This window comes from Collinsella sp. BIOML-A6 (genome assembly GCF_009875845.1).
GTDB lineage: Bacteria > Actinomycetota > Coriobacteriia > Coriobacteriales > Coriobacteriaceae > Collinsella > Collinsella aerofaciens_H.
Map to the genome: position 1 here is coordinate 1 of NZ_WWSL01000004.1, position 21,214 is coordinate 21,214.

Sequence of the window (21,214 nt, forward strand, 5' to 3'; positions counted from 1 at the left end):
GGGGCTAGTTCCGCGTTGCGCTAGCTGCGGAAACGCGGGGGCCGTTCAAGCTGTTGCGTTGAGATTGAAAATCAACCGCCTTCATGCTTGCGTAGAGGAGGTGTCTGATGTATCAGCTCATCGTAATCGGCAACGGGTTCGATCTTTCCTGCGACCTCAAATCGAGCTTCTCCGACTTTCACGACTACCGAGCGAAATCCGATTTGGTTGCCCATCCGGAGAACACCACTATCTGGGATCTCATTCTCAAGCAGGAGAAGGGGCATAATTGGCGCTGGTGCGACGTCGAACACCAGATTAGGCGGTGGCTGTACAAAATCGGGCAGAAGGATCCCCAGATGCTCCGGCTCCCGGAATGTGTCCTCGATCCTTCGGTCAAGCCCTCGCAGACCGCGCGCACCAATGCCGTCTATTCCTATGTGCTGAGCAATTGGCTGAGGGGCCGAAAGCTGGACGGCAGCGTGCTCGCCGCGCTGTCCCTTGCCGACCTGAACCGCTACGAGTCGTATTTCGCCTCCTACCTCAACGACCTTGTGCAGCGGACGCCCGGCTACCTCGACTCCGCCGCGACCCGGATGGAGCGCATCTGCAGAGACCTGGTTGACGAAGATGGCGTGCCCCCCTCGACCTCCGTCCTCAGCTTCAACTACACCGAGCCCCTGTCGAGCAACGTTCGCCTTTCCGACGCCCTCGGCATCGACTGCTTCTGCAACATACACGGTAGGGCGAGCGACTACGAGCACGGCATCGTCTTCGGCATAGACGCGAAGGGGATCAGGCCCACCAGCGTGGCCATACCGTTCACCAAGACCTACAGGCTGCTCGCGCAGGACCCCGTCGACTTCCAGAGGGTCGTTCGGCCGAAGTTGTCAAACGGCGCTTCGATGGGCTTCATCAAGTTCTTCGGCCACTCCCTTTCCGAGGCCGACTACTCCTACTTTCAGTCGATCTTCGATGCCGTGGACCTCTACGGTGGCGATACGAGGCTCGTCTTCTACTATAGGCCTCATGGCAAGAAGGGTGAGACCGAGAAGGTTATGGTCGAAAAGGCTCGCAGGGAAGTTCATAAAAACGTGACGAAGCTCTTGGCTGCCTACGGCGAGTCTTTCGACAACAAAGACCACGGGAAGAACCTCATGCACAAGCTCCTCCTCGAGGGCCGCCTCATGGTTCGCAGACTTCCATAGGGCTTCGGCGACGCATGGCTGGTCGTCGGCGCGTTTGCACCAACATTCCCGGCGTGATCTTGAGTCTAGATTCAACACGGCTAAGGAGGGGCTTGATTGATCCTCAGTGGAGTCCAATGGGTGGTTGCAACTCTCATCGGACAAATGGATAACCGTGAATATGCATCAATTATATTGATGGGTCTTATAGCGATTTATCTTCTGACTAAGGGTTAGTTGTTAAGCGTTATTAAATCGTTTGCTGATGTTGTCAAGTGTGCGCAAAGCCCCAAAATTCTGATTCCTGCGCTCATTCTTGTAACGTACTCTGCGCTTTTGATATACGGAGCGTTTGAATTCGGGTTTTGGAATACGGGTATCTTGCTGGACACGATTCTTGAGGTTGTATTTGTTGGGTTTCCCTCTATGTTAATTGCATCTAAGGCAACATCGGTCACTTCAATTAAAAACGAATTGATTGTGCCTGAGGTCCGCTTTGGTGCACTAGCGTCTTTCTATATCAATCTGGTCTGCTTCCCTATTCCGTTTGAAGTTGCTCTTCAAGTAGTCCTTTTGTTTCTGGGTATTGGCCATGCCCAATTTTCATCTTGACGTGATGTATCCAATCTATGCTTGTTTGAAAACATGAGGGTTGTTTTGTGCATCATTGTTTGTATTGCAACAACGTTGCTGCTTTCAAATGCTTAGTTTTCTATGGACTGGGGCGTTGAATTAAGCTCGCTATTTCTTTCAATCTGGTACCCAATATTCATCGCGCCCTATGTTCTCGCGCTTGCCTATTATGCTTCGCTAGAATCGATGTCCATGCGGATTAACGTTGTGGGGGAGAATCTGCCTGTAAAGGAGTTTGTTAATATCGCAGCGGCGTTGCTTCCAAGCTTTCGATACATCAAACATTTCAACGGATGGAATGCGCGCGAGTATCTAGAGTGTTTAAACCCGCCCGAAAAAGCTTCCTACTTGGACACTTTTAAGCGTGAGATTGACACAGCTGCCGCTAACGCCAGCGCTAAGGTTAAGCGGTTTGAATCGGGTAAAGGGAGGAGCGGGTTCGATGAAGATGGGATATGGTTTGACTGGACATATCTGGAAGAGATGAAGTCCTTTCTTTGGACAATTGCAAGCCTGGAGAATCGGAGTTGGATGGAATCCAATGCCTATTCGTCTTTGGACGAGGCGTTTGACTGCTTCTTGCCCAAAGGCTGCAACGGGTCGCTGCTGCTTACTCGCGGAAAGGATGCATATGTCTGTTGGGTAATCGATCCATCAGGTTTTGTGTTTGCTGCCGGTTCCAGAGACGGTGCTTTTCCTTTTATGAAATACGAGGGCGATCGCTGCCCAATTACCGACGGTGCGGATATGCTCTCTGAGTTTGTTGATGACAACGGGGATGCTGATACGCGGCTTAAAAACTGGCACTTCAGCTTTTATATCGATAGATCTTACTTGTGATTACGCTTGAGACTGGATGATTTAACGATGCTTCTCTCTGCGGTGACACATAATTGCTTTCGCAAATGGGTGGCGTGATGGTCGAGATGTTGCTGACGAATGGGGGCGGAGCTGGTTGCGGCCGTTATAGAAGCCATTGTTTTTTGCACGCTCCCGCTGTCACGCTGTTTTGCTTTCTCTGAACAATCCGTAGCCATCATGTTTCTCAAATTATAAACAAGAAAACTGTTTATAATTGGATTGTCTAAAAGGAGGTCGCTTTGAAACTTCTTAAATTAAGAATTGATGGGGTCACGCTGTTTAAGGACAAGCGTTTGGAGCTTGATTTTATTGCCGCTGATCGCGTTTTGAGCGATGAGGAAGGTAATTTCGCCGATGTGTTCCCGCTGCCGGTGGGATCCTCGCTCTATTCTCAAAATGTTATGGGCGTTGTTGGCGTAAACGCATCCGGTAAGACAACGACTCTCAACCTTGTGCGCTTTGTGCTTGGCTATATGTCTGGCAGCTTTGTTATGCGACGCTTTGCAACTGGTTCCGATGTTCTCGGAAACTTGGAGCGCCAGGTCAATGTGACTTGTGTATTTTTCGAAAAAGGTTCGGTATATCTTATTGAATCTCAACTTCACAAAGCGGATGGCGAAGCCGTAGATGATACTTCTTTTGCGGGATCGCTTACATTTGAGAACGAATGGCTTTGGAGATGTCCCACATCACGCGTCTCTAGAAAGGTCGTTTTGAATATCGAGCGTCTGAAGGATGTCTCTGAGCCTATCCTGGTTCGTGAGGGGCCTGCTGATGGCGACCTTGTTCTTAACGATGCCCAACGAACTTTCTTGGATGACAACATGTCGATTGTGTCTGTCATCACGGGCAAAAAAATCGTCTCGGTGGAGTCTCCCGAGCGCACGCTGCCTTTGACGAGCTTGCCAACTCCTGTTGTTCAGGCTTTTGATCCGAGCGTAGAATATCTTGTCTGGAACAAGGAAAACCAAGTGTTCCATCTTAAGTTTAAGGGAGAACGAGCGGAGCGGGTGATGAATGTCGCGATCGCGACTTCTGTTCTGTCAAATGGAACGGTTTTGGGTGCGGAACTGGTCAATCAAGCGATAACTGCTCTCAGAAATGGGGGCTATCTGATTGTGGACGAGATTGAAACGGGTCTTAACAGATCGCTTGTAGGTACAGTGATTGAGCTTTTTGCTTCTCCCGTTACGAACCCCCATGGGGCAACCTTGCTTTTTTCGACTCATTACTCGGAGCTTCTTGATGTGCTAAGACGTAAAGACAATGTATTTGTTCTTGTGCGTGACGATTCGTTTAAGACGGAGCTCATCAAGTATTCCGAGCGTATCAATCGGATTGAGAACAAAAAGAGCGATGTGATCATCAACAATGTGATCAAGGGGTCTATGCCTAAGTACCCCGACGTTCAAGCGATGCGCGAGTATGTTTGCGAGCACATCAATGGGTAATCAGGCAAAAGACATTCTATCAAGTCGTTTTGTCTTGTTTAGCTGTGAGGGAACTGCAGAGGGCGCCGTTATCCAGGTGTTGTATGACAACGATTTGTTGATCGTTCCAAGAGAACGAGTGGTCAAAGATGCCCTTATTGTCGATCGTCCTTACACGCGAAAACGCAAGGCGTCTGAAATTGCAAACGACTATTTCTCGATGAACTACGAGACTGCTGGGGCTGAAGGGCTTGTGGTCGCACGGATTGTGGACAGCAGCGCTCCCAAGTTTGAGTTTCCAAAGCGTAGACAGAACGGCACTAAAGTGCTGAGTTTTCTTACGCGACCGGAGATTGAGATGCTTGTGATTCACGCCGAGGGTGCCTATCGGGATTGGGAGAATGCGACCAGAAGGGACAGGCAACTTAAGCCTAACGAATTCTGCAAACAGCGTCTTGGACTAGGCAAAATTAAAGAGAAGGATTTTCTTGAGGAATATTGGGGTGACGGCGAAAAACTTGTTAAAGCAATTAAAGCTCATGCCGAGACGAGCAAGCGGAAGAATGGGGAGCTTCTGCTGGTCGACTTGTTGAAATAGCAGATGAGCAATTGCCAGATCGAGTGCAAAGACTAGAACACAGTGTGCTCGGCATGTTTAGAATTTGCCGCATACTTCCGGTTTTTGCTTCTGTGGCGGGGCGTGTCCACCCATATCATCGGATATATAATGGACAGAACAGCCAACTTCGTCTCCATACTAAAACGCCGGCAAAGGCGAAATTGCTCCTGCCGGCGTTGGCGTGCCTGCTTGTGCTGTTTTCGGCTCGCGAAGAGGCCCGTTTTTTTTTGGACCTTTACGCCTCCGTGGGCTCCACGCCCAGCTCGTTGCGAACGAGTTCGAAGGCCGCGGCGATGGCCTTGTCCATGTCGTAGTACTTATAGCCGCCCAGGCGACCGGCAAAGACCACGTCGCCCTCCTGCGCCGCGAGCTCCTCGTACTGTTTGTAGAGGGCCTCGTTCTTGGCGTCGTTGATGGGGTAGTAGGGCTCGTCGCCGGGCTTCCAGTCGGCCGGGTACTCACGCGTGATGACGGTCTTGTCCTGCGTGCCAAACTCGAAGTGCTTGTGCTCGATGATGCGCGTGTAGGGAATCTCGCGCTCGGTGTAGTTGACCACGGCCACGCCCTGGTGGTCCTGCTCGTCGAGCGTCTCGGTCTCAAAGCGCAGGCTGCGGTACTCCAGCGTGCCCAGCTTAAAGTCGTAGAACGCGTCGATGGGGCCGCAGTAGATCGTCTTGGCGGCGATGTCGGGCTCGGCGGCGATCAGCTCCTTGTACTCCACGCCGCAGCGCACCTCGACGCCCTCGAGCATGTTGGCGACCATCTTGGTGTAGCCGCCCATGGGGATGCCCTGGTAGCGGTCGTTGAAGTAGTTGTTGTCGTAGGTGAAGCGGCAGGGGAGGCGCTTGATGATGCTCGCGGGCAGGTCGCGGCAGTCGCGGCCCCACTGCTTCTCGGTGTAGCCCTTCACGAGCGTCTCGAAGATGTCGCGGCCCACGAGGGACAGAGCCTGCTCCTCGAGGTTCTGCGGCTCGCCGATGTTCTCGGCAGCCACCTGCTCGGCGATCTTGGCGCGGGCGTCGGCCGGCGTGACGACGCCCGGCCACATCTTGGCGAAGGTGTTCATGTTGAAGGGCATGTTGTACATGTTGCCGTGGAAGTTGGCGACCGGCGAGTTGACGTAGTTGTTGAACTCGGCAAAGCGGTTGACGTAGTCCCAGACGTCCTTCATGGAGGTGTGGAAGATGTGGGCGCCGTAGCGGTGGACCTGGATGCCCTCGACCTCCTCGGTGTAGATGTTGCCGGCGATGTGGTCGCGGCGGTCGATGACCAGGACCGACTTGCCGGCGCGCTTGGCGGCGTTGGCAAAGACGGCGCCCGAAAGGCCGGCACCGACGACGAGGTAATCGTACTGGGACATGGATATGCTCCTTTGTGTGTCAATCGAACAGTTGCTTACGTTTTGGAACAAACAAACCTGATTATGTTGTCCCAGGGATTAGTGTAGCAGATGCTCTTTCAGCAGCTCCAACGCATGGGCGTAGCCCTGGAGGCCTTCGCCGGTGATGGTGGCAAAGCAGGCCAGGCGGGCGTAGCTTACCTGGCGGAAGTCCTCGCGCGTCTCGACGGCACTGATGTGGACCTCGACGGCGGGGATGGCTACGGCCTTGAGGGCGTCCAGGATCGCCACGCTCGTGTGCGTGTAAGCCGCCGGGTTGATGACGATGCCGTCGACCTTGCCGTAAGCCTCCTGGATCTTATCGACGATGCTGCCCTCGTGGTTGGACTGGAAGACCTCGACTTCGTCGAAGCCCTGTGCGGCGCCGGCCTCCTTGCAGATCTGGACCAAGCGGTCGTAGTTGTCGCTGCCGTAGATGCCCGGCTCGCGAATGCCGAGCATATTGAGGTTGGGTCCGTTGATGACGAGAGCTTTCATGGTTGCTTCCTTTGCGGTTGGTTAGCGTAGCCGGTCTTTTGATCTTCGACGTTTGCCCAGATAAAACCTGCCAAAATAAACCTGTCCCTATTTGGTAGGTTTTAGAGGGTGTCGAGGAGGGCTTGGGCGGTGTTGACTGCGCAGTCGCGCGAGTCGATGATGTAGTCGGCCCAGGCGCGGTAGCGCGGCATGCGCTGCTCGGCGAGCTTGTCGATACCGTCGCGGGCGGTGATGGGGCGACCCTTGTGGGCGAGCTCATCGAGCTTACGGTTGAGCATCACAATCTGGCTGTTCTGGTGCAGCAGCGGGTAGTTCTCGTCGCGCGTGACGACGCCACCGCCGGTGGAGAGCACCAGGCCGCTGCGCTTGGAGATGTCGGCCAGGGCCGCCGTCTCTTGCTCACGGAAGGCCGGCTCGCCGCGCTCGACGATAACGTCGGCGCAAGGCATGTCCAGACGCTCCTCGAGGGCGCGGTCCAGGTCGATGTGCTCGCGACCGGTGAGCAGGGCAATCTGCTCACCCACGCGGGTTTTGCCCGAGCCCGGCATGCCGATCAGTGCGATGTTCTGCTCATGGCGGGACAGGCGCTCCGTCACGTCCAGGATGCGCTCGCGCGGGGTGACTTGGCCGGTATAGCGCTCGACAGCTTGCGCCGCCTGGGCCACAAGCATGAGCAAACCGCCGATGCAGGGGATGCCGCGACGCTCGGCCTCGAGCATGAGTCCCGTGCGGGCGGGGTTGTAGACGATGTCGATGACGCCCTCGAGCGCGTCGAGGCCCTCGAGCGTGCAAGGCGCGTCGGGGCAGTGAGGGAACATACCGGCGGGCGTGCAGTTGACGAGCAACGCGGCATCGGACTGCTGTGCGATGTTGTCGTAGTTGACCTCGCTCGTGCGTCCCACGGGCACCACGATCGCGCCCAGGTCGCCCAGCACCATACTTGCCGTGGTGCCGGCACCGCCGGTGGCTCCGAGCACGAGGACCTTCTCGCCGGCAATCTCCACACCCAGCTCCTCGACCAGGCACTGGAAACCGAAGTAGTCGGTGTTGTCTCCGCGCAGACGGCCATCGGGCAGGCGCGTGATCGTGTTGACGTTGCCCATGCGTTCGGCGAGTGGGCTCAGCTCGTCCAGGTAGTCCATGACGGCGCGCTTGTAGGGAATGGTCACGTTAGTGCCCTCCCATTCGTTGCCCGTCATAAAGGCCTCGAGGTCCTCGGGCTCGCGCTCAAAACGCACGTACTCAAGCCCCGCGAGCTCCTTGTAGATGGTCGGGGTGTAGCTGTGGCCCAGTACACGGCCCAGCACGCCGTAGGGACGGGTTGTGGCGACGTCAGTCATCTAGAGCACCTCCGTGTAGCTGCCAAAGTAGGTGAAGCTCTCGCACACGTCGTCAATCGAGTCGAGCAGGTCGTCGAGGGCTTTGCTACCAAAGGGGCAGTCCAGATCGAAGTAGAACATAAACTCAAAGTCGCGACCGGGGATGGGGCGGCTCTCGAGCTTGATAAGGTTGATGTTGAGCGCATAGAAGCGCTCGAGCACGCGATAGAGGGCGCCCGGCTCGTTGGCCGTGGTGATCATGAGCGAGGTGCGGTTGGCACCGGGATAGACGCGTGGCTCGCGGCTGATGACGACAAAGCGCGTGTAGTTGTTGTCCGAGTCCTGAATGTTGGGCTCCAGCACCTCCAGACCGTAGAGCGCCGCACAACTGCGCGAGGCGATGGCGGCGACGTCGGTGCGCTCGGAGTTGGCGACCATCTCAGCCGACATAGCCGTGTTGGGATACTTGGTGGCGTGCAGGCCGTGCGCCTCAATAAAGCCGGCACATTGCGCGATGGCCTGACCGTGGCTATAGACCTCACGAACATCCTGCAGCTTGGTGCCGGGCTTGACTAGCAGGTTGTGGTCGATCTTGAGGCGCAGCGAGCGCACAATGTGGAAGTCGAACTGCGCGAGCAGGTCGTAGACCGCGTTGACCGAGCCTGCGGTGGAGTTTTCGATGGGTAGTACGCCAAACTCGCAGAAGCCGTCTCGCACGGCGCGCATGACACCTTCGAAGGTGTCGAAGAACGCGATATCGGGCACGTCGAAGAGCTTGCACGCGGCGATTTGGCTGTAGGCGCCCTCAACGCCCTGGCAGGCGACGCTGGCGGTCTGGGGGAAGGGCGTATCGAAGGCCTCGGCCGTGGCGTGTGCCCCTTGCGAGACCGTGATGCCCTTGAGTTCGTTGATATAGCGCTGCTGCTCAGCCTTGCTCATGCTCATGAGGAGGCGGAACAGCGTGATGGTCTGCGCCTCGTAGCGCTCGGGAGCGCGGCCGGCAAGGTCGTTGAGCTTGGAGCGCTCGCGGGCGGGGTCGAAGACGGCCTTGCCTATCTCGATTTTCGATTTGGCGACCTCGGTGGCAATGTCCATGCGCTCGACAAAACTGTTGAGCAGCGTGGTGTCGATGCCATCGATGGTCTTGCGGATGTCAGCAAGGTCCATAGGGACCCCTTTCGTGAATGGTTATACGGGGGTAGTTAATTTGGGACGGGGCTTTTTTAGCTACCCTTTGACTGTCGATGAATCGATGGGTGTCAGCGCAAATATCAACTGGCATATGGGGGGTAGCTAAAATAGCCCCGTCCCAAATTAACTACCCTTGGGGTTGGTGGACTAACGCTGTGCAGCGTCTTCGAGGAGGGCGTCCCAGATGGCCAGCGCTGCGGCTGCTTCGGCTACGGGGACGGCGCGCGGGACGATGCAGGGATCGTGGCGGCCGTGGACCGAGAGCTCGGCATTTTCCATAGCGTCCATGTCCACCGTCTGCTGCTCGCGGCCAATGGAGGGCGTGGGCTTTACGGCCATGCGCCACATGACGGGTGTGCCGGTCGAAATGCCGCCCAGGATGCCGCCGGCATTATTGGACTCGACCTCGATCTCGCCGGTCTCGGCGTCGATGCGATACGGGTCGTTGTTTTCGCTGCCGCGCATGGCTGCGACGGCAAAGCCCATGCCAAACTCCACGCCCTTCACGGCGGGAATCCCAAACGCAATCTGCGCGATGCGGTTCTCGATGCCGTCGAACATGGGGTCGCCGATGCCCGCGGGCAGGCCGTAGATACCGCACTCCACGATGCCGCCGATGCTGTCGAGCTCGTCGCGCGCGGCCAGGATCTCCTCGCGCATGCGGCCGGCTGCGGCGGCGTCAATGCACGGCAGGTCGTTCGAAAGGATCGCCTTGCGGTCGGCCTCGCGATAGACCATGTCGTCCATGGGCAGGTCGGAGATACCACCGATCTGCGCGACGTGCGCCATGATTTTAACGCCGCGGGCCTCGAGCGCCTGCAGCGCGATGCCGCCCGCGATGCACAGGGGCGCCGTCAGGCGGCCGGAGAAGTGTCCGCCGCCAGCGACGTCGTGCATGTTGTGGTATTTCACGCGCGCCGGGAAATCCGCATGGCCCGGGCGGGGCTTGCGGCGCAGCTCGGAGTAGTCCTTGGAGCGCGTGTTGGTGTTCTCGATGATCGCTGCGATGGGCGCGCCGGTGGTGTGCCCATCAATCATGCCGGCGATAATGTGGACGGCATCGGCCTCGCGGCGCTTGGTCGCGGTCTCGTCACGGCCGGGGGCGCGACGGTCCAAAAAGGTCTGCAGCTGCTCCAGGTCAACGGCGATACCTGCCGGAATGCCATCGAGCGAGCAGCCGATGGCGGGGGAGTGCGACTGGCCGAAGATGCTTACGTGCAAGACGTTGCCAAAGGTCGAGGACATGCTACTCCTCCTCGAGCGTGACCTTGCCGCCCAACAGGCGGTAGTGGTCGAAGAAATCGGGATAGGACTTGTTGACGGCCTCGGCGCCGTGGATCACGACCTCGCCGGTAGCACGGCTTGCGGCGATGGCGGCCATCATGGCGATGCGGTGGTCGTTGTGCGAATCGACCTCGCCGCCGGTGAAGGCATCGACACCCTTGATGATGAGGTCATCGCCGGCGATGCGCACCTGCGCGCCCAGCGCGGTAAGTTCGCGGGTGGTGGTGACCAGACGGTCAGACTCCTTGATGCGCAGGCGCGCGCAGTCACGGATGAACGTGCGGCCCTGAGCCAGCGATGCCACGGCCGAAATAACAGGGACCAGGTCCGGAATGTCGTGGGCGCTCATCTCAAAGCCGGCGAGCTTGTCGGACTGGACGGTGGCGGCGTTCGTGGAGCGCACGATGCGGGCGCCAAAGCGCGAAAGCGCGGCGAGCACGTTGCGGTCGCCCTGTGCGGAGCTCAGCGACACGCCCTCGACGGTGATGGGGTCGGTGCCGATGGCGCCGGCGCACAGCCAAAAGGCGGCGTTGGACCAGTCGCCCTCGACGGCTACGCTGCCGGGCGTGCGGTACGAGCCACTGTTCACGCGGAAGTTCGTGACCTCGGGCTGGCCGTCCTTGGCCGGAATACGCTCGACGTTGACCTCGATGCCGAAGGCCTTCATGGCCTGGATCGTCAGGTTGATGTAGGGGCGGCTCTCGATGAGCCCGGTCACCTGCACGCAGGAGGGCTGGGACAGCAGCGGGGCCGCCAACAGTAGGCCCGAGATGTACTGCGAGCTCACATTGCCCGGCAGCATAAAGGTACCCGGGCGCATGCGGCCGCTCGTCTTGAGCGGAAAGCCGCCCAGACCCTGCAGGTCGCAACCGGCGGCGATGATCTCATCCGAGAGCGGGGAGAGCGGGCGGGCGCCCAGTCGGCCCTGGCCCACGAAGGTGGCCTCCGCGCCCAGCGCGCAGGCGACGGGCAGCATGAAGCGTAGTGTGGAGCCGCTCTCTCCGCAGTCGAGTGTGCCGCCGGCAAGGGCCTTGAGCAGGCCAAATTCAACGCTCTTCATGGTGGGGTGGACCTGAAAGCCGTCCTCGACGGTCTCGATGCGGGCGCCGAGTGCCGTAAGGCAGCGCACCGTGGCCTCGATATCGGCGCAGGTGGTGTTGCAGGTAACGTGCGTCTCGCCGTTGGCAAGCGCGGCGCAGATGATGAGACGATGCGCCATCGATTTGGACGCGATGGCGGGAACAGTGCCCTTGAGCGGGGAGGGGGTGATGCGGGCTAACATGCGGAAACGTCTCCCTTCTGGCCGAGGCCCTCGGCAATCAAATCATGGAAGGTGGAAAGCGGTGTGCGGTCGATGCTGCAGCGGCCAATGCCGTGCGGAATTACCAGGTCGATGGTGTCGCCCGCGCGCTTTTTGTCGTGGAGTGCCTCGGCAAAGACAGCATCGGCGGAAAGCTTGCAGCGGGTCTTGAGGCCGTGGCGGGCGCAGAGCTCCTCAATACGACCGGGCAGTGCAGCAACGCAAACGCCATGCAGGGCTGCGGCACGCGTGATGATGCCCATGCCAATCGACACGCAGTTGCCGTGGCCGAGCTCATAGTGCTCGCAGGCCTCGACGGCGTGCCCGGCGCTGTGGCCAAAGTTGAGGAGCTTGCGCTGATTGGTTTCGCGCTCGTCGGCAACGACTACGGCGCGCTTGATGTCGATATTGCGGGCGATGATGAGCGCCACACGGGCCACGTCGCGGTTGAGCAGCTCAAGTGTGAGCGGGGTCGTCTCGAGCTCTTCGAAGAGCTCCGGGTCGGCGATCACGGCGTGCTTGACGACCTCGCCGCAGCCGTCGGCGAACTGCTCGGGCGTGAGGGTGGCCAGGCATCCCACGTCGGCGATGACAACACTTGGTTGCCAAAAGGCTCCGGCCAGGTTCTTGCCGGCAGCCAGGTCGATGGCCGTCTTGCCGCCGACCGATGAGTCCACCATAGCGAGCAGGCTGGTGGGAATCTGCACAAACTTGCAGCCGCGCATGTAGGTTGCGGCCACAAAGCCCGCCACGTCGCCCACGACGCCGCCGCCGAGCGCTATGATCACGTCGGAGCGCGAAAGCTCGTGCTCGGCCACAAACTCCAAAATGGCAACGTAGGTCTCGGCACGCTTATGGGCCTCGCCGGCCTCGAAGGTGCAGATGCTCACCTCGTAGCCTGTGGATTCGAGGCTTTGCTTAACGGGCATCTGGTAGAGGGGACCTACGTTGGTGTCCGTCACGATGACCGCGCGCGACCCACCGGCAGTGGCGCGTACGAGCGGTCCCGCCTGCTCCAGCAAAAACGTGCCGACGTGCACCTGGTAGGGGCGTGCGGTGTCGATATCGATGGTAATCGCCATAAGCTTCGGTCCTTTCGACCTGGCGTGATAGGTGGTCTAGTGGGAGGCCTCGTCGTCGAGCGCGCGCTTGATGCGGTCGCCCTCGGCAAGGAGATTCTCCAGATAGCGCTGGTCGCGGTCCTTAAGGGCGCGGCTGTAGGCGCCAAGCGATTCGATCAGATGGTCGATCTCGAAGGCGAGCGCATCGGCGTCGTCGATCATCAGCTCGGACCACATCTGCGGATTGAGGTGCGCCACGCGGGTGAGGTCGCGGTAGCTGCCGGCCGAAAAGCCGTGGTGGACCTGAGCGGTCGGGCTCTTAACGTAGGCGTTGGAGACGACGTGCGCGAGCTGGCTCGTAAAGGCGATGACGCGGTCGTGCTCGGCGGCACTCGTTACGCTGAACTTGCCAAAGCCCAGGGGACGTACCATCTCGCGCACCTGGCCCAAAAGCTCCAGCTTAAGTGCGTCGTCCACCGCGGGCGGAACGAGCACGAGCGGTGCGCCCTGGAACAGGTCGGCGCGGGAATGCGCGTAGCCCGAGAACTGCGTGCCCGCCATGGGGTGCGCGCCCACAAAGTAAAAACCGTGCTCGCGGGCAAGCTCAAAGGCGCGCTCGCACACGATACCCTTGACGCCCACGGTGTCGATCACCACGGGGCCCATGATGGCCTCGGTATCGGTGGCGTCGGCGAGTGCCTGGGCGTGCGCCCCGAGCCACTCGATGCAGGCCTCGGGGTAGCATGCCAGGACGATGATGTCGCATTCGCCGAGCGTCTCGTCGTTGAGCTCGCCGGCAACGGTGCCCATGCTGGCGGCCGTCATGACGTCGTCATCGGGGTCCCAGGCCAGCACGCGGACGCCCGCCTGCGCATAGCCGCGGGCAAAGCTGCCGCCGATGAGGCCCAGGCCCACGATGCCGGCGCACTTGGGGCCACCTTGGTTAACGCGTGCGTTTCTCACCGTACCCATGGGCTACTCCTGAATGGTCTCTTGGCAGACGACCTCGCGGATGGCGCGGATGCGGCGCATGGTGTCGTCGAACTGGTCGGGGGTGAGGGCCTGAGCACCGTCGGACCAAGCGTGGCTCGGGTCGTCGTGGACCTCGATCTCCAGACCGTTGGCGCCGCAGGCGGTCGCGGCGAGCGCCATGGGCTCAACATAGCGCGTGTAACCGGTGGCGTGGCTGGGGTCGGCGACGACGGGCAGGTGCGACAGGTGGTGCAGCACCGGCACGGCGTTGAGGTCGAAGGTGTTGCGGGTGCGGGTCTCGAAGGTGCGGATGCCGCGCTCGCACAGGATGACGTTGTCGTTGCCCTCGCTCATGATGTACTCGGCTGCCATAAGCAGCTCGTCGACGGTGCCGGACATGCCGCGCTTGAGCAGGATCGGGGTCTGCGTCTTGCCGACCTCCTTGAGCAGGGGGAAGTTCTGGGCGTTGCGAGCGCCGATCTGCATGACGTCGATCTTCTTGTCGAGGAAGACCTGCACGTCGCGCGGGTCCATGATCTCGGTGACGATCGGCATGTCGAGCTCGGCGGATGCCTCGCACAGCAGGTCCAGGCCGGCGGGACCCATGCCCTGGTAGGCGTACGGGGAGGTGCGGGGCTTGTAGGCGCCGCCGCGCAGCATTGTGGCGCCGGCAGCCTTCACGCGGCGGGCGATGCGGATGAGGTTCTCGCCCTCGACGGAGCAGGGGCCGGCGATGACCTGGAACTGGTCGCCGCCGATCTTGACGCCGTGGCCGCAGTCGATGACGGAGTCCTCGGGGTGGAACTTGCGGTTGGCGCGCTTGAACGGCTCGGAGACGCGCTGTACGCGCTCGACGACGTCCATGGACTCGAGCAGGAACGGGTCGATCTTGGTCGTATCGCCCACCAGGCCGATGATGGTCTCGTTCTCGCCGCGCGAGACGTCGGTCTTGAGTCCCTTTTTCTCGATCCAGCTAACGATGTGGCTTACGGCCTCGTCGCTGGCGCTCTGCTTTAAAATTGCAATCATGGTGTGCCTCTCACCTCGATGGATGGCCCTTGCAAAAAACGGCCCGCATCGCGAGCCGCATTATATGGTGCATGTGAGTTTATACTATCTGAGTCGCTTGTGCCGTCTAAAGCGCGCCGTCGCGGCGCGTCTCCCACGTAATTGCAAAGCTTTTTCTATTATTTTGTGAGCCCGTGGCGCACTTGGGTATAATGCCTACCGTTCGCCCTATTAGCTCAGGGGATTAGAGCGTCTGCCTCCGGAGCAGAAGGCCGTTGGTTCGAATCCAACATGGGGCACCATCGAACGTAAGACCGTCCGAACCTCGCATGGTCCGGGCGGTTTTCTTATACCGACGCGACGTGATGGGACGTGGTATGGCAGCAACGGATATCGAGCGCGGACTCTCGACCGCCGAGGTCGAGGAGCGCATCGCCGCCGGTAAGATCAACCGCAACATGGAGCTCAAGACCAAGTCGGTCAAAGAGCTCATCATCGAGAACCTCTGCACGCTGTTTAACTTGATCAACGTGGTCTTGGCGATTTTGGTGTTGCTGACCGGTTCGTTTAAGAACCTGACGTTCCTGTTCGTGGTGTTCTTGAACACGGCAATTGGCGTCATCCAGTCCATGCGTTCCAAGCGGATGGTCGACAAGCTTACGCTGCTCACCTCAAAGAAGGCCATCGCGGTGCGCGACGGCGCCGAGGTGGAGCTTGACCTGGACCAGATCGTGCTCGACGACATCATTCGCCTGGGGCGCGGCGACCAGATTCCGGCCGACGCCGTGGTGGTGTCGGGCGAGGCGCTCGTCAACGAGAGCCTGCTGACGGGCGAGAGCGACCTCATTAAGAAACAGCTGGGCTCCGAGCTCATGAGCGGCAGCTTTATCGACTCGGGCCTGCTGCGCGCCCGCGTGATCCATGTCGGCGCCGATAACTACGTGGCAAAGATCAACAACGAGGCCAAGTACGTCAAAAAGGTCAATTCCGAGATCATGAACGCGCTGAACGCCATCGTGCGGTTCGCGAGCATTATCATGATTCCGCTTGGTCTGGCGCTCTTTTCCTCGAGTGTGAGCGAGCTGTGGGATGCCGCGGGATCCCCGGGCGATAGCGCGCTTTCCTGGAGCTTCTCCGAGCTGCTGGCTGGTCGTGTGCCTTCTTCGGCGCTGCTGTCCACGGTGGGTGCCCTGCTGGGCATGATTCCGCAGGGCCTGGTGCTGCTGACTTCGTCGGTGCTCGCGATTGCCACGGTGCGCCTGGCGCGTCGCAAGGTGCTGGCACAGCAGCTCTACTGCATCGAGACGCTCGCGCGCGTCGACGTGCTGTGCCTGGACAAGACGGGCACCATTACCTCGGGCCGTATGGAGGTCGAGGGCACCTACCCGCTGCCTGTTGAGGGTGTTGGCTTTGGCGCGGACTCGGACGAGGCAGCTGTTCCCGTCGAGACCACGGTGCTCGACTTCGCGCTCTCCAACGTGGCGCGTGCGACCTCGGCAGATGCCAACGAGACCTGCCAGGCGCTGCTCAACTACTACGCCGATCGTCCGGTCGAGGTGTCCGAGCCGCTGTCGGTCATTCCGTTCTCGTCGTCCAAAAAGTGGAGCGGCGCGTCGTTTGCGCAGGGCTCCTATGTGATGGGCGCCGCGCAGTTTGTGCTCTCTGATCGCGCATTTGCGCAGGTCGAGAATCGTGTGGCCGAGCTCGCCGATACCTGCCGTGTGCTCGTGGTGGCGCGCGTGGACGGCTTTACGCCCGACGGCGATATGGTGGGCGAGGCCGAGCCCGTGGGTTTTGTGACCATCCGTGACGAGATCCGTACCTCGGCGGCCGAGACCATCGGCTACTTTAACGAGCAGGGCGTGACCCTCAACGTGATCAGCGGCGACGACCCGCGTACGGTTTCGTCGATCGCGCGCGTGGTGGGCGTGCTGGGCGCCGACGCTTACGTGGACGCCACGACCCTCGATACGCCAGCCAAGCTCGATGCGGCGGTGGACCGCTATCACGTCTTTGGGCGTGTGACGCCGCAGCAGAAGCGCGAGCTCGTACAGGCGCTCAAGCGCCGCGGGCACACCGTGGCCATGACGGGCGATGGCGTCAACGACGTGTTGGCGCTCAAGGAGGCCGACTGCTCTGTGGCGATGGCCGCCGGCTCCGATGCTGCGCGCAATGTGGCCGAGATCGTGCTCGTCGATAACGATTTTGCCTCGATGCCCGCTGTGGTGGCCGAGGGCCGTCGCTCTATCAATAACCTGCAGCGCTCTGCCGCGCTCTTTCTGACCAAGACGCTGTTCTCGATGGGCCTGGCGGCGCTGTGCATCGCGCTGCCGCCGTATCCCTTCGAGCCCATTCAGATGACGCTCATCAACTTCTTCTGCATCGGCGCGCCGGGCTTTGTGCTGGGCCTGGAGCCCAACAACGCCCGCGTGAAGGAGTCGTTCTTGACCAACGTGCTCAAGCGTGCGCTGCCGGCGTCGATTGCGGTCATTTTGGCCGCGGCGCTCGATATCTTTGTGGCGCGCGTATTTGGCTTTAGCCAGCTTACGCTTTCGACCATGTGCCTGCTCACGTCGTGCGCGGCGAGCGTCAGCCTGATCTGGCGCATCTCGCAGCCGCTCACGCCCTTGCGCGTGGTGCTTTTCGTGTTTGTCATCGCTGGTATTTTGACGGGCGTTATCGGGTTCCCGGGGCTGCTGTCCATCGCCAACCTGTCGATGGGCCAGATGGTCATCTTGGCGGTTATCGTCGTCTTTACCTGCGCGGTGTTCTTTAAGCTTGCCACGATGATGGACGCGCTCAAGCCCCGTCGCCGTCATGCGGCTACCGGCTTTGGCCGTGGCGTGCGCGTTCGCCTGGGTCGCGGCGGCGGCAAGGTGAGCTCGACGGGATCGACCGCCGAGCGTTTTGCCAAGCGCGTTGCCGCCGATATGGCGCAGCGCCGCGAGGTGCGCACTGCGCGCGATGCCGAGGCCCGTGCACTCGAGGGTGTGGAAAAGGCCCAGCCCAAGAATAAGAAGAGCGACGTTGCCAAGCGCTCTCGCGTGACCAAATCGGCCCAGGGCATCAAAGTCTCGATGCCCAAGAAAAAGAAAAAATAACCACACCTCACAGGGTAGCTAATTTGGGACGGGGCTTTTTTAGCTGTTCTAGTTGATGACGCGATCGATTTGGCCAATTGGCGGCAGGGCAGCTAAAAAAGCCCCGTCCCAAATTAGCTACCTTAGCGATGTTGAATTGGTGCCTTGCGCTTGTGGGGCCGTGGCGATGTTATGCTCTAACCTCAATTGTTTGAGTTGCTTCGGAAAGAGGATGCCGTGATCTGCCCGCATTGCCTAAAGACCATCGAGGACGGCGCCTCGTTCTGCCCCTATTGCAACGCATACGTTGGTCCGGGCGATGGCCCCGAGCATACCGAGTTCGTGTTCTGCGACGGCTGCGGCGCCCGTCTGTCCCCGCATGACCGTACCTGTCCCAAGTGTGGTCGCCCCGCGCCAGGCATCCTTTCCGAGAACGCGGCCGCATCCGACCTGGCCGCAGGGCGCACGGCCGGCTTTCCGCGCCTGACGCAGGAACAGATCGATACCGAGGTGCCCCACGCACCGGCATCTGCCGCCGCGGTGCTCTCCGATGCAGCCGATCCCAACGAGACCTGCGTACTGCCTGCCTTCGATAAGGACTTTGGCATCCCCAAGGTCGATATCCCCACGCCGGTGTCCCTGCGCGATGATGCCCAGCCCAAAAAGCAAAAGCCCAAGCGCAAGGCCCACCCCGACGAGGATGCCTATCACAAGCACAAGCGCCATATCCCCAAACCGCTCATCGTCATCGCGGTGCTCGCCGCCGTGTGCGGTGGTGCGTATTGGTTTGTGACTGCCGATCCCATGGGCGTCATGCCCGGCTTCTACGACCAGTTTGGCCAGGCTGCCAAGACCACCTTCCCGTCGCGCCAAAAGGGCGAGGCTGCCGAGAAAGAGCCCAAGCAAGAGGATGCGTCCGAGGCCGTTCAAAAGGAGACCGTCTTAACCGACGACCAGCTCTACACAAAGCTCGACGGCCTGTACCAGACCATCGTGTCGTACAGCGACGAGGATCAGATCGGTGAGGTCATCGATTCGTTTAATAACGGCTACCTGCGTACACCGCTCTCCACCCGCCAGGAGCTGTCGCAGAGCGCCTATGCCCTACGCGATCAGATTAAAAAGACGCAGGATGAGCTCAACAACCTCAAGGTTCAAGACGACACGGCCTATGCGGAGGACATCGATCATCTAAAGCAGCTTGCCCAGTGGATGTACGAGCGTGTCGACGTGATCTGCCAGAGCTGGGATATCTCGCTTTCCATTCCCGACGGCGAGTCGCTGAGTGCCCGTCAGAGCGAGATTCTGGCGCCCATCGCGCAAGGCGGCAACAGCGCGCTGAAGCAGTACGACGCCAACGTGAGCGCATGGAAGCCGCAGCAGCGCTCGTAATTTGTTGCCCTCCGGCGGCATAACCTGCGTGCGCAATTGATGGAAGCCCGTGCTTATTGCTACAATTCGTACAAATATGCTTTAAACGCACGAGGAAGGAACCACATGTTTGGTTTTAAGAAAGAGCTCTATACGCCCGAGTACCAGATCGTCGGTGACGAGTGCGCGGTGATCGAGACGTCGAAGGGCACCATCAAGGTCAAGTTTGACGGTGATGGCGCCCCCATCCATGTGGCGAACTTCTGCGAGCTTTCCACGATGGGCTTCTATGACGGCCTTAAGTTCCATCGCTATGTGCCCGGCTTTGTGATCCAGGGCGGCGACCCCAATACCCGCGATATGTCCGGCGCCGACGTCGCTGCCGGCCTTGAGGGTCCCGACGGCATGCCCGGTACCGGCGGCCCTGGCTACTGCATCAAGGGCGAGTTTGCCACCAATCCGCGCAACAGCCATGTTGACGGTGCGCTTGCCATGGCCCGCTCCATGGATCCCGATTCCGCGGGCTCTCAGTTCTACTTCTGCCTGGGTGCCCAGCACAACCTCGACTCCGGCTATACCGTCTTTGGCACCACGGTCGAGGGCCTCGACGTCATCTCGCAGCTGCGCGCCGGCGACGAGATCGTTCACGTCGAGATCGTTCACGAGTAAAGGGGACTTCCTTGAATAGCCAGCTGATCCAACAGGGCCGCGCCGCTTATCGCGCGGGTGATTTTTCCGCTGCCGCCCAGATGCTTGGCGCGGCAAAGACTCCCGACGAGGTCATGGGTGAGGCCGACCATCTGCGCGGCAACGCCCTGATGCATCTGGGCATGTACGCCGAGGCCGCCGAGGCCTACGCCGCCGCCCTCAACGACGGCGCCTATGGCAAGCGCGGCGCCCTGCTCACCAACCGCGGCAAGGCACTCGCCGCGGCGGGCGACTACACCACGGCCGCCCAGGCGTTCTCTGCAGCTACCCAGGACGCCTCCTACGCCACACCGTTTAAGGCCTACCTGGGTCTGGGCAACGCACTGTTCCAGTCGGGCGACTATGCCAACGCCGGTACCGCCTTCCGTCAGGCTGCCATCGACGGCGCCAACCCGGCTCCTGCCGCCGCCCTCGGCGATTTGGGCCGCTGCTTCATCAAGCTCGGCCGCCCCGCGGACGCCGTTGAGACCTACCGCACGGCTATCGACTTTGCCGGCCCGCGCGACGATACGCGCGCCCTCAACGCCGGCATGGGCCAAGCGCTTTCCGCCGCCGGCCGTCCCTCCGATGCGCTCGATGCCTTTAACGCCGCTACCGCCGACGGCATCTACCAACTCACGCCCGAGCAGGCCGACGAGCTTGCCCGCGTGCACGACTCGCTCGACGCGCTTTCGGCCCAGACGGCCATGGCCACGGCTCCGGCTCCCGCGATGGACGCTCCCGCTGTCGACCCGCTCGATCCAACGGGTGCGACCGGTCAGTTTATGCCCGACCCCTCTGACACCGGCTTCTTTACGCTGTCCGAGTCCGAGATGGTCCAGCAGGACCGCAAACAGGCCAAGGTTCGCCGTCGCCACCGCCACACGGGTCTTAAGATCTTCCTGGTGCTACTTCTGCTCATCGTGATCGCTGCCGGTGGTCTTGGCTATGCTTATACGCGCGGTATGGGCTACCCCTCACAGGAGTCCGTCATCACCGACTTGTTTCAGGCTGCCGGTGACGGCGATACCGCCAAGGCCGAGTCTTACCTGGCCTCGAGCCTGTCCGAGGACGCCAAGTCGATGATCATCTCCTCGATTCCGCAGGGCGCCACCGTCTCGATCGAGGGTATGGATCAGTCCATGACCGAGACCACCGCCAAGGTGAAGGCTTCGCTGTCCAAGGGCGGCGAGCAGGAGTACACCGTTAAATTCGTGCGCTCCGACAACCATATCGGTTGGGCCGTTTCCTCCTTCGATATCGATTTCCCGGCCGCTGACAAGCAGTAGTGACCTTATGAGATTTGGTTCTGCCCGGCGCTTCACCGCAAGTGAGGTGCCGGGCTTGCGCTAGTAT

General features: G+C 60.2%; 18 protein-coding genes and 1 tRNA gene. 10 read left to right on the top strand and 9 right to left on the bottom strand.

Features of this window, described 5'->3' with window-relative positions; translation table 11 throughout:
• Positions 1-107 precede the first annotated feature (107 nt).
• From GT495_RS01990 to GT495_RS02010, 5 genes are all read left to right on the top strand, one after another.
• Entirely contained in the window at positions 108-1,187 is a 1,080-nt protein-coding gene (locus GT495_RS01990) for an AbiH family protein (protein ID WP_161161302.1), read from the top strand.
• Between the two features lie 216 nt (positions 1,188-1,403).
• On the top strand, positions 1,404-1,778 hold the full coding sequence (locus GT495_RS01995; RefSeq protein ID WP_161161303.1) for a hypothetical protein: 375 nt from the start codon (positions 1,404-1,406) through the stop codon (positions 1,776-1,778).
• Between the two features lie 102 nt (positions 1,779-1,880).
• Positions 1,881-2,639, top strand: coding sequence for a hypothetical protein (locus tag GT495_RS02000; protein WP_161161304.1), 759 nt, complete (start codon positions 1,881-1,883; stop codon positions 2,637-2,639).
• Between the two features lie 260 nt (positions 2,640-2,899).
• The gene (locus GT495_RS02005; RefSeq protein ID WP_161161305.1) at positions 2,900-4,111 is read left to right on the top strand and encodes an ATP/GTP-binding protein; all 1,212 of its coding nucleotides are present in this window, start codon (positions 2,900-2,902) and stop codon (positions 4,109-4,111) included.
• Positions 4,104-4,688: a hypothetical protein gene (locus GT495_RS02010; protein ID WP_161161306.1), complete on the top strand. Its 585-nt coding sequence runs from the start codon at positions 4,104-4,106 to the stop codon at positions 4,686-4,688. The genes GT495_RS02005 and GT495_RS02010 overlap by 8 nt, the downstream gene beginning before the upstream one ends.
• 256 nt (positions 4,689-4,944) lie before the next feature.
• On the opposite strand, the gene glf is transcribed toward GT495_RS02010, so the two are convergent.
• The 9 genes from glf to aroF form a co-directional block, all read right to left on the bottom strand.
• On the bottom strand, positions 4,945-6,069 hold the full coding sequence (gene glf / locus GT495_RS02015) for a UDP-galactopyranose mutase (protein ID WP_161161307.1): 1,125 nt from the start codon (positions 6,067-6,069) through the stop codon (positions 4,945-4,947).
• A 78-nt stretch (positions 6,070-6,147) separates the two neighbouring features.
• On the bottom strand, positions 6,148-6,585 hold the full coding sequence (gene aroQ, locus GT495_RS02020) for a type II 3-dehydroquinate dehydratase (protein WP_152075889.1): 438 nt from the start codon (positions 6,583-6,585) through the stop codon (positions 6,148-6,150).
• Positions 6,586-6,686: 101 nt separating this feature from the next.
• Entirely contained in the window at positions 6,687-7,925 is a 1,239-nt protein-coding gene (locus GT495_RS02025) for a shikimate kinase (RefSeq protein ID WP_161161308.1), read from the bottom strand.
• Positions 7,926-9,071, bottom strand: a complete 1,146-nt coding sequence (pheA, locus tag GT495_RS02030) for a prephenate dehydratase (protein WP_161161309.1) — start codon at positions 9,069-9,071, stop codon at positions 7,926-7,928.
• Positions 9,072-9,242: 171 nt separating this feature from the next.
• Positions 9,243-10,340 carry a chorismate synthase gene (gene aroC, locus GT495_RS02035; RefSeq protein ID WP_161161310.1) on the bottom strand — a complete coding sequence of 366 codons (1,098 nt, stop codon included), beginning with the start codon at positions 10,338-10,340 and terminating at the stop codon, positions 9,243-9,245.
• Position 10,341: 1 nt separating this feature from the next.
• The gene (gene aroA, locus GT495_RS02040) at positions 10,342-11,661 is read right to left on the bottom strand and encodes a 3-phosphoshikimate 1-carboxyvinyltransferase (RefSeq protein WP_161161311.1); all 1,320 of its coding nucleotides are present in this window, start codon (positions 11,659-11,661) and stop codon (positions 10,342-10,344) included.
• Positions 11,655-12,761, bottom strand: a complete 1,107-nt coding sequence (aroB, locus tag GT495_RS02045; RefSeq protein ID WP_161161312.1) for a 3-dehydroquinate synthase — start codon at positions 12,759-12,761, stop codon at positions 11,655-11,657. Before aroB ends, aroA begins: the two co-directional genes overlap by 7 nt.
• Before the next feature lie 36 nt (positions 12,762-12,797).
• Positions 12,798-13,712 (bottom strand): prephenate dehydrogenase/arogenate dehydrogenase family protein, encoded by a 915-nt coding sequence (locus tag GT495_RS02050; protein WP_161161313.1) that lies wholly within the window; start codon positions 13,710-13,712, stop codon positions 12,798-12,800.
• Between the two features lie 3 nt (positions 13,713-13,715).
• On the bottom strand, positions 13,716-14,741 hold the full coding sequence (gene aroF / locus GT495_RS02055; protein WP_161161314.1) for a 3-deoxy-7-phosphoheptulonate synthase: 1,026 nt from the start codon (positions 14,739-14,741) through the stop codon (positions 13,716-13,718).
• A 204-nt stretch (positions 14,742-14,945) separates the two neighbouring features.
• Between aroF and GT495_RS02060 the strand changes: the two genes are divergently transcribed.
• The 5 genes from GT495_RS02060 to GT495_RS02080 all read left to right on the top strand — a co-directional run bounded on the left by GT495_RS02060 (position 14,946) and on the right by GT495_RS02080 (position 21,147).
• Positions 14,946-15,022, top strand: a tRNA-Arg gene (locus GT495_RS02060).
• Between the two features lie 75 nt (positions 15,023-15,097).
• Entirely contained in the window at positions 15,098-17,821 is a 2,724-nt protein-coding gene (locus GT495_RS02065; RefSeq protein ID WP_161161315.1) for an HAD-IC family P-type ATPase, read from the top strand.
• Between the two features lie 216 nt (positions 17,822-18,037).
• On the top strand, positions 18,038-19,192 hold the full coding sequence (locus GT495_RS02070) for a zinc ribbon domain-containing protein (protein ID WP_161161316.1): 1,155 nt from the start codon (positions 18,038-18,040) through the stop codon (positions 19,190-19,192).
• A gap of 105 nt (positions 19,193-19,297) precedes the next feature.
• The gene (locus tag GT495_RS02075) at positions 19,298-19,840 is read left to right on the top strand and encodes a peptidylprolyl isomerase (protein WP_156600790.1); all 543 of its coding nucleotides are present in this window, start codon (positions 19,298-19,300) and stop codon (positions 19,838-19,840) included.
• An 11-nt stretch (positions 19,841-19,851) separates the two neighbouring features.
• Entirely contained in the window at positions 19,852-21,147 is a 1,296-nt protein-coding gene (locus tag GT495_RS02080) for a tetratricopeptide repeat protein (RefSeq protein WP_161161317.1), read from the top strand.
• Positions 21,148-21,214: the final 67 nt, after the last annotated feature.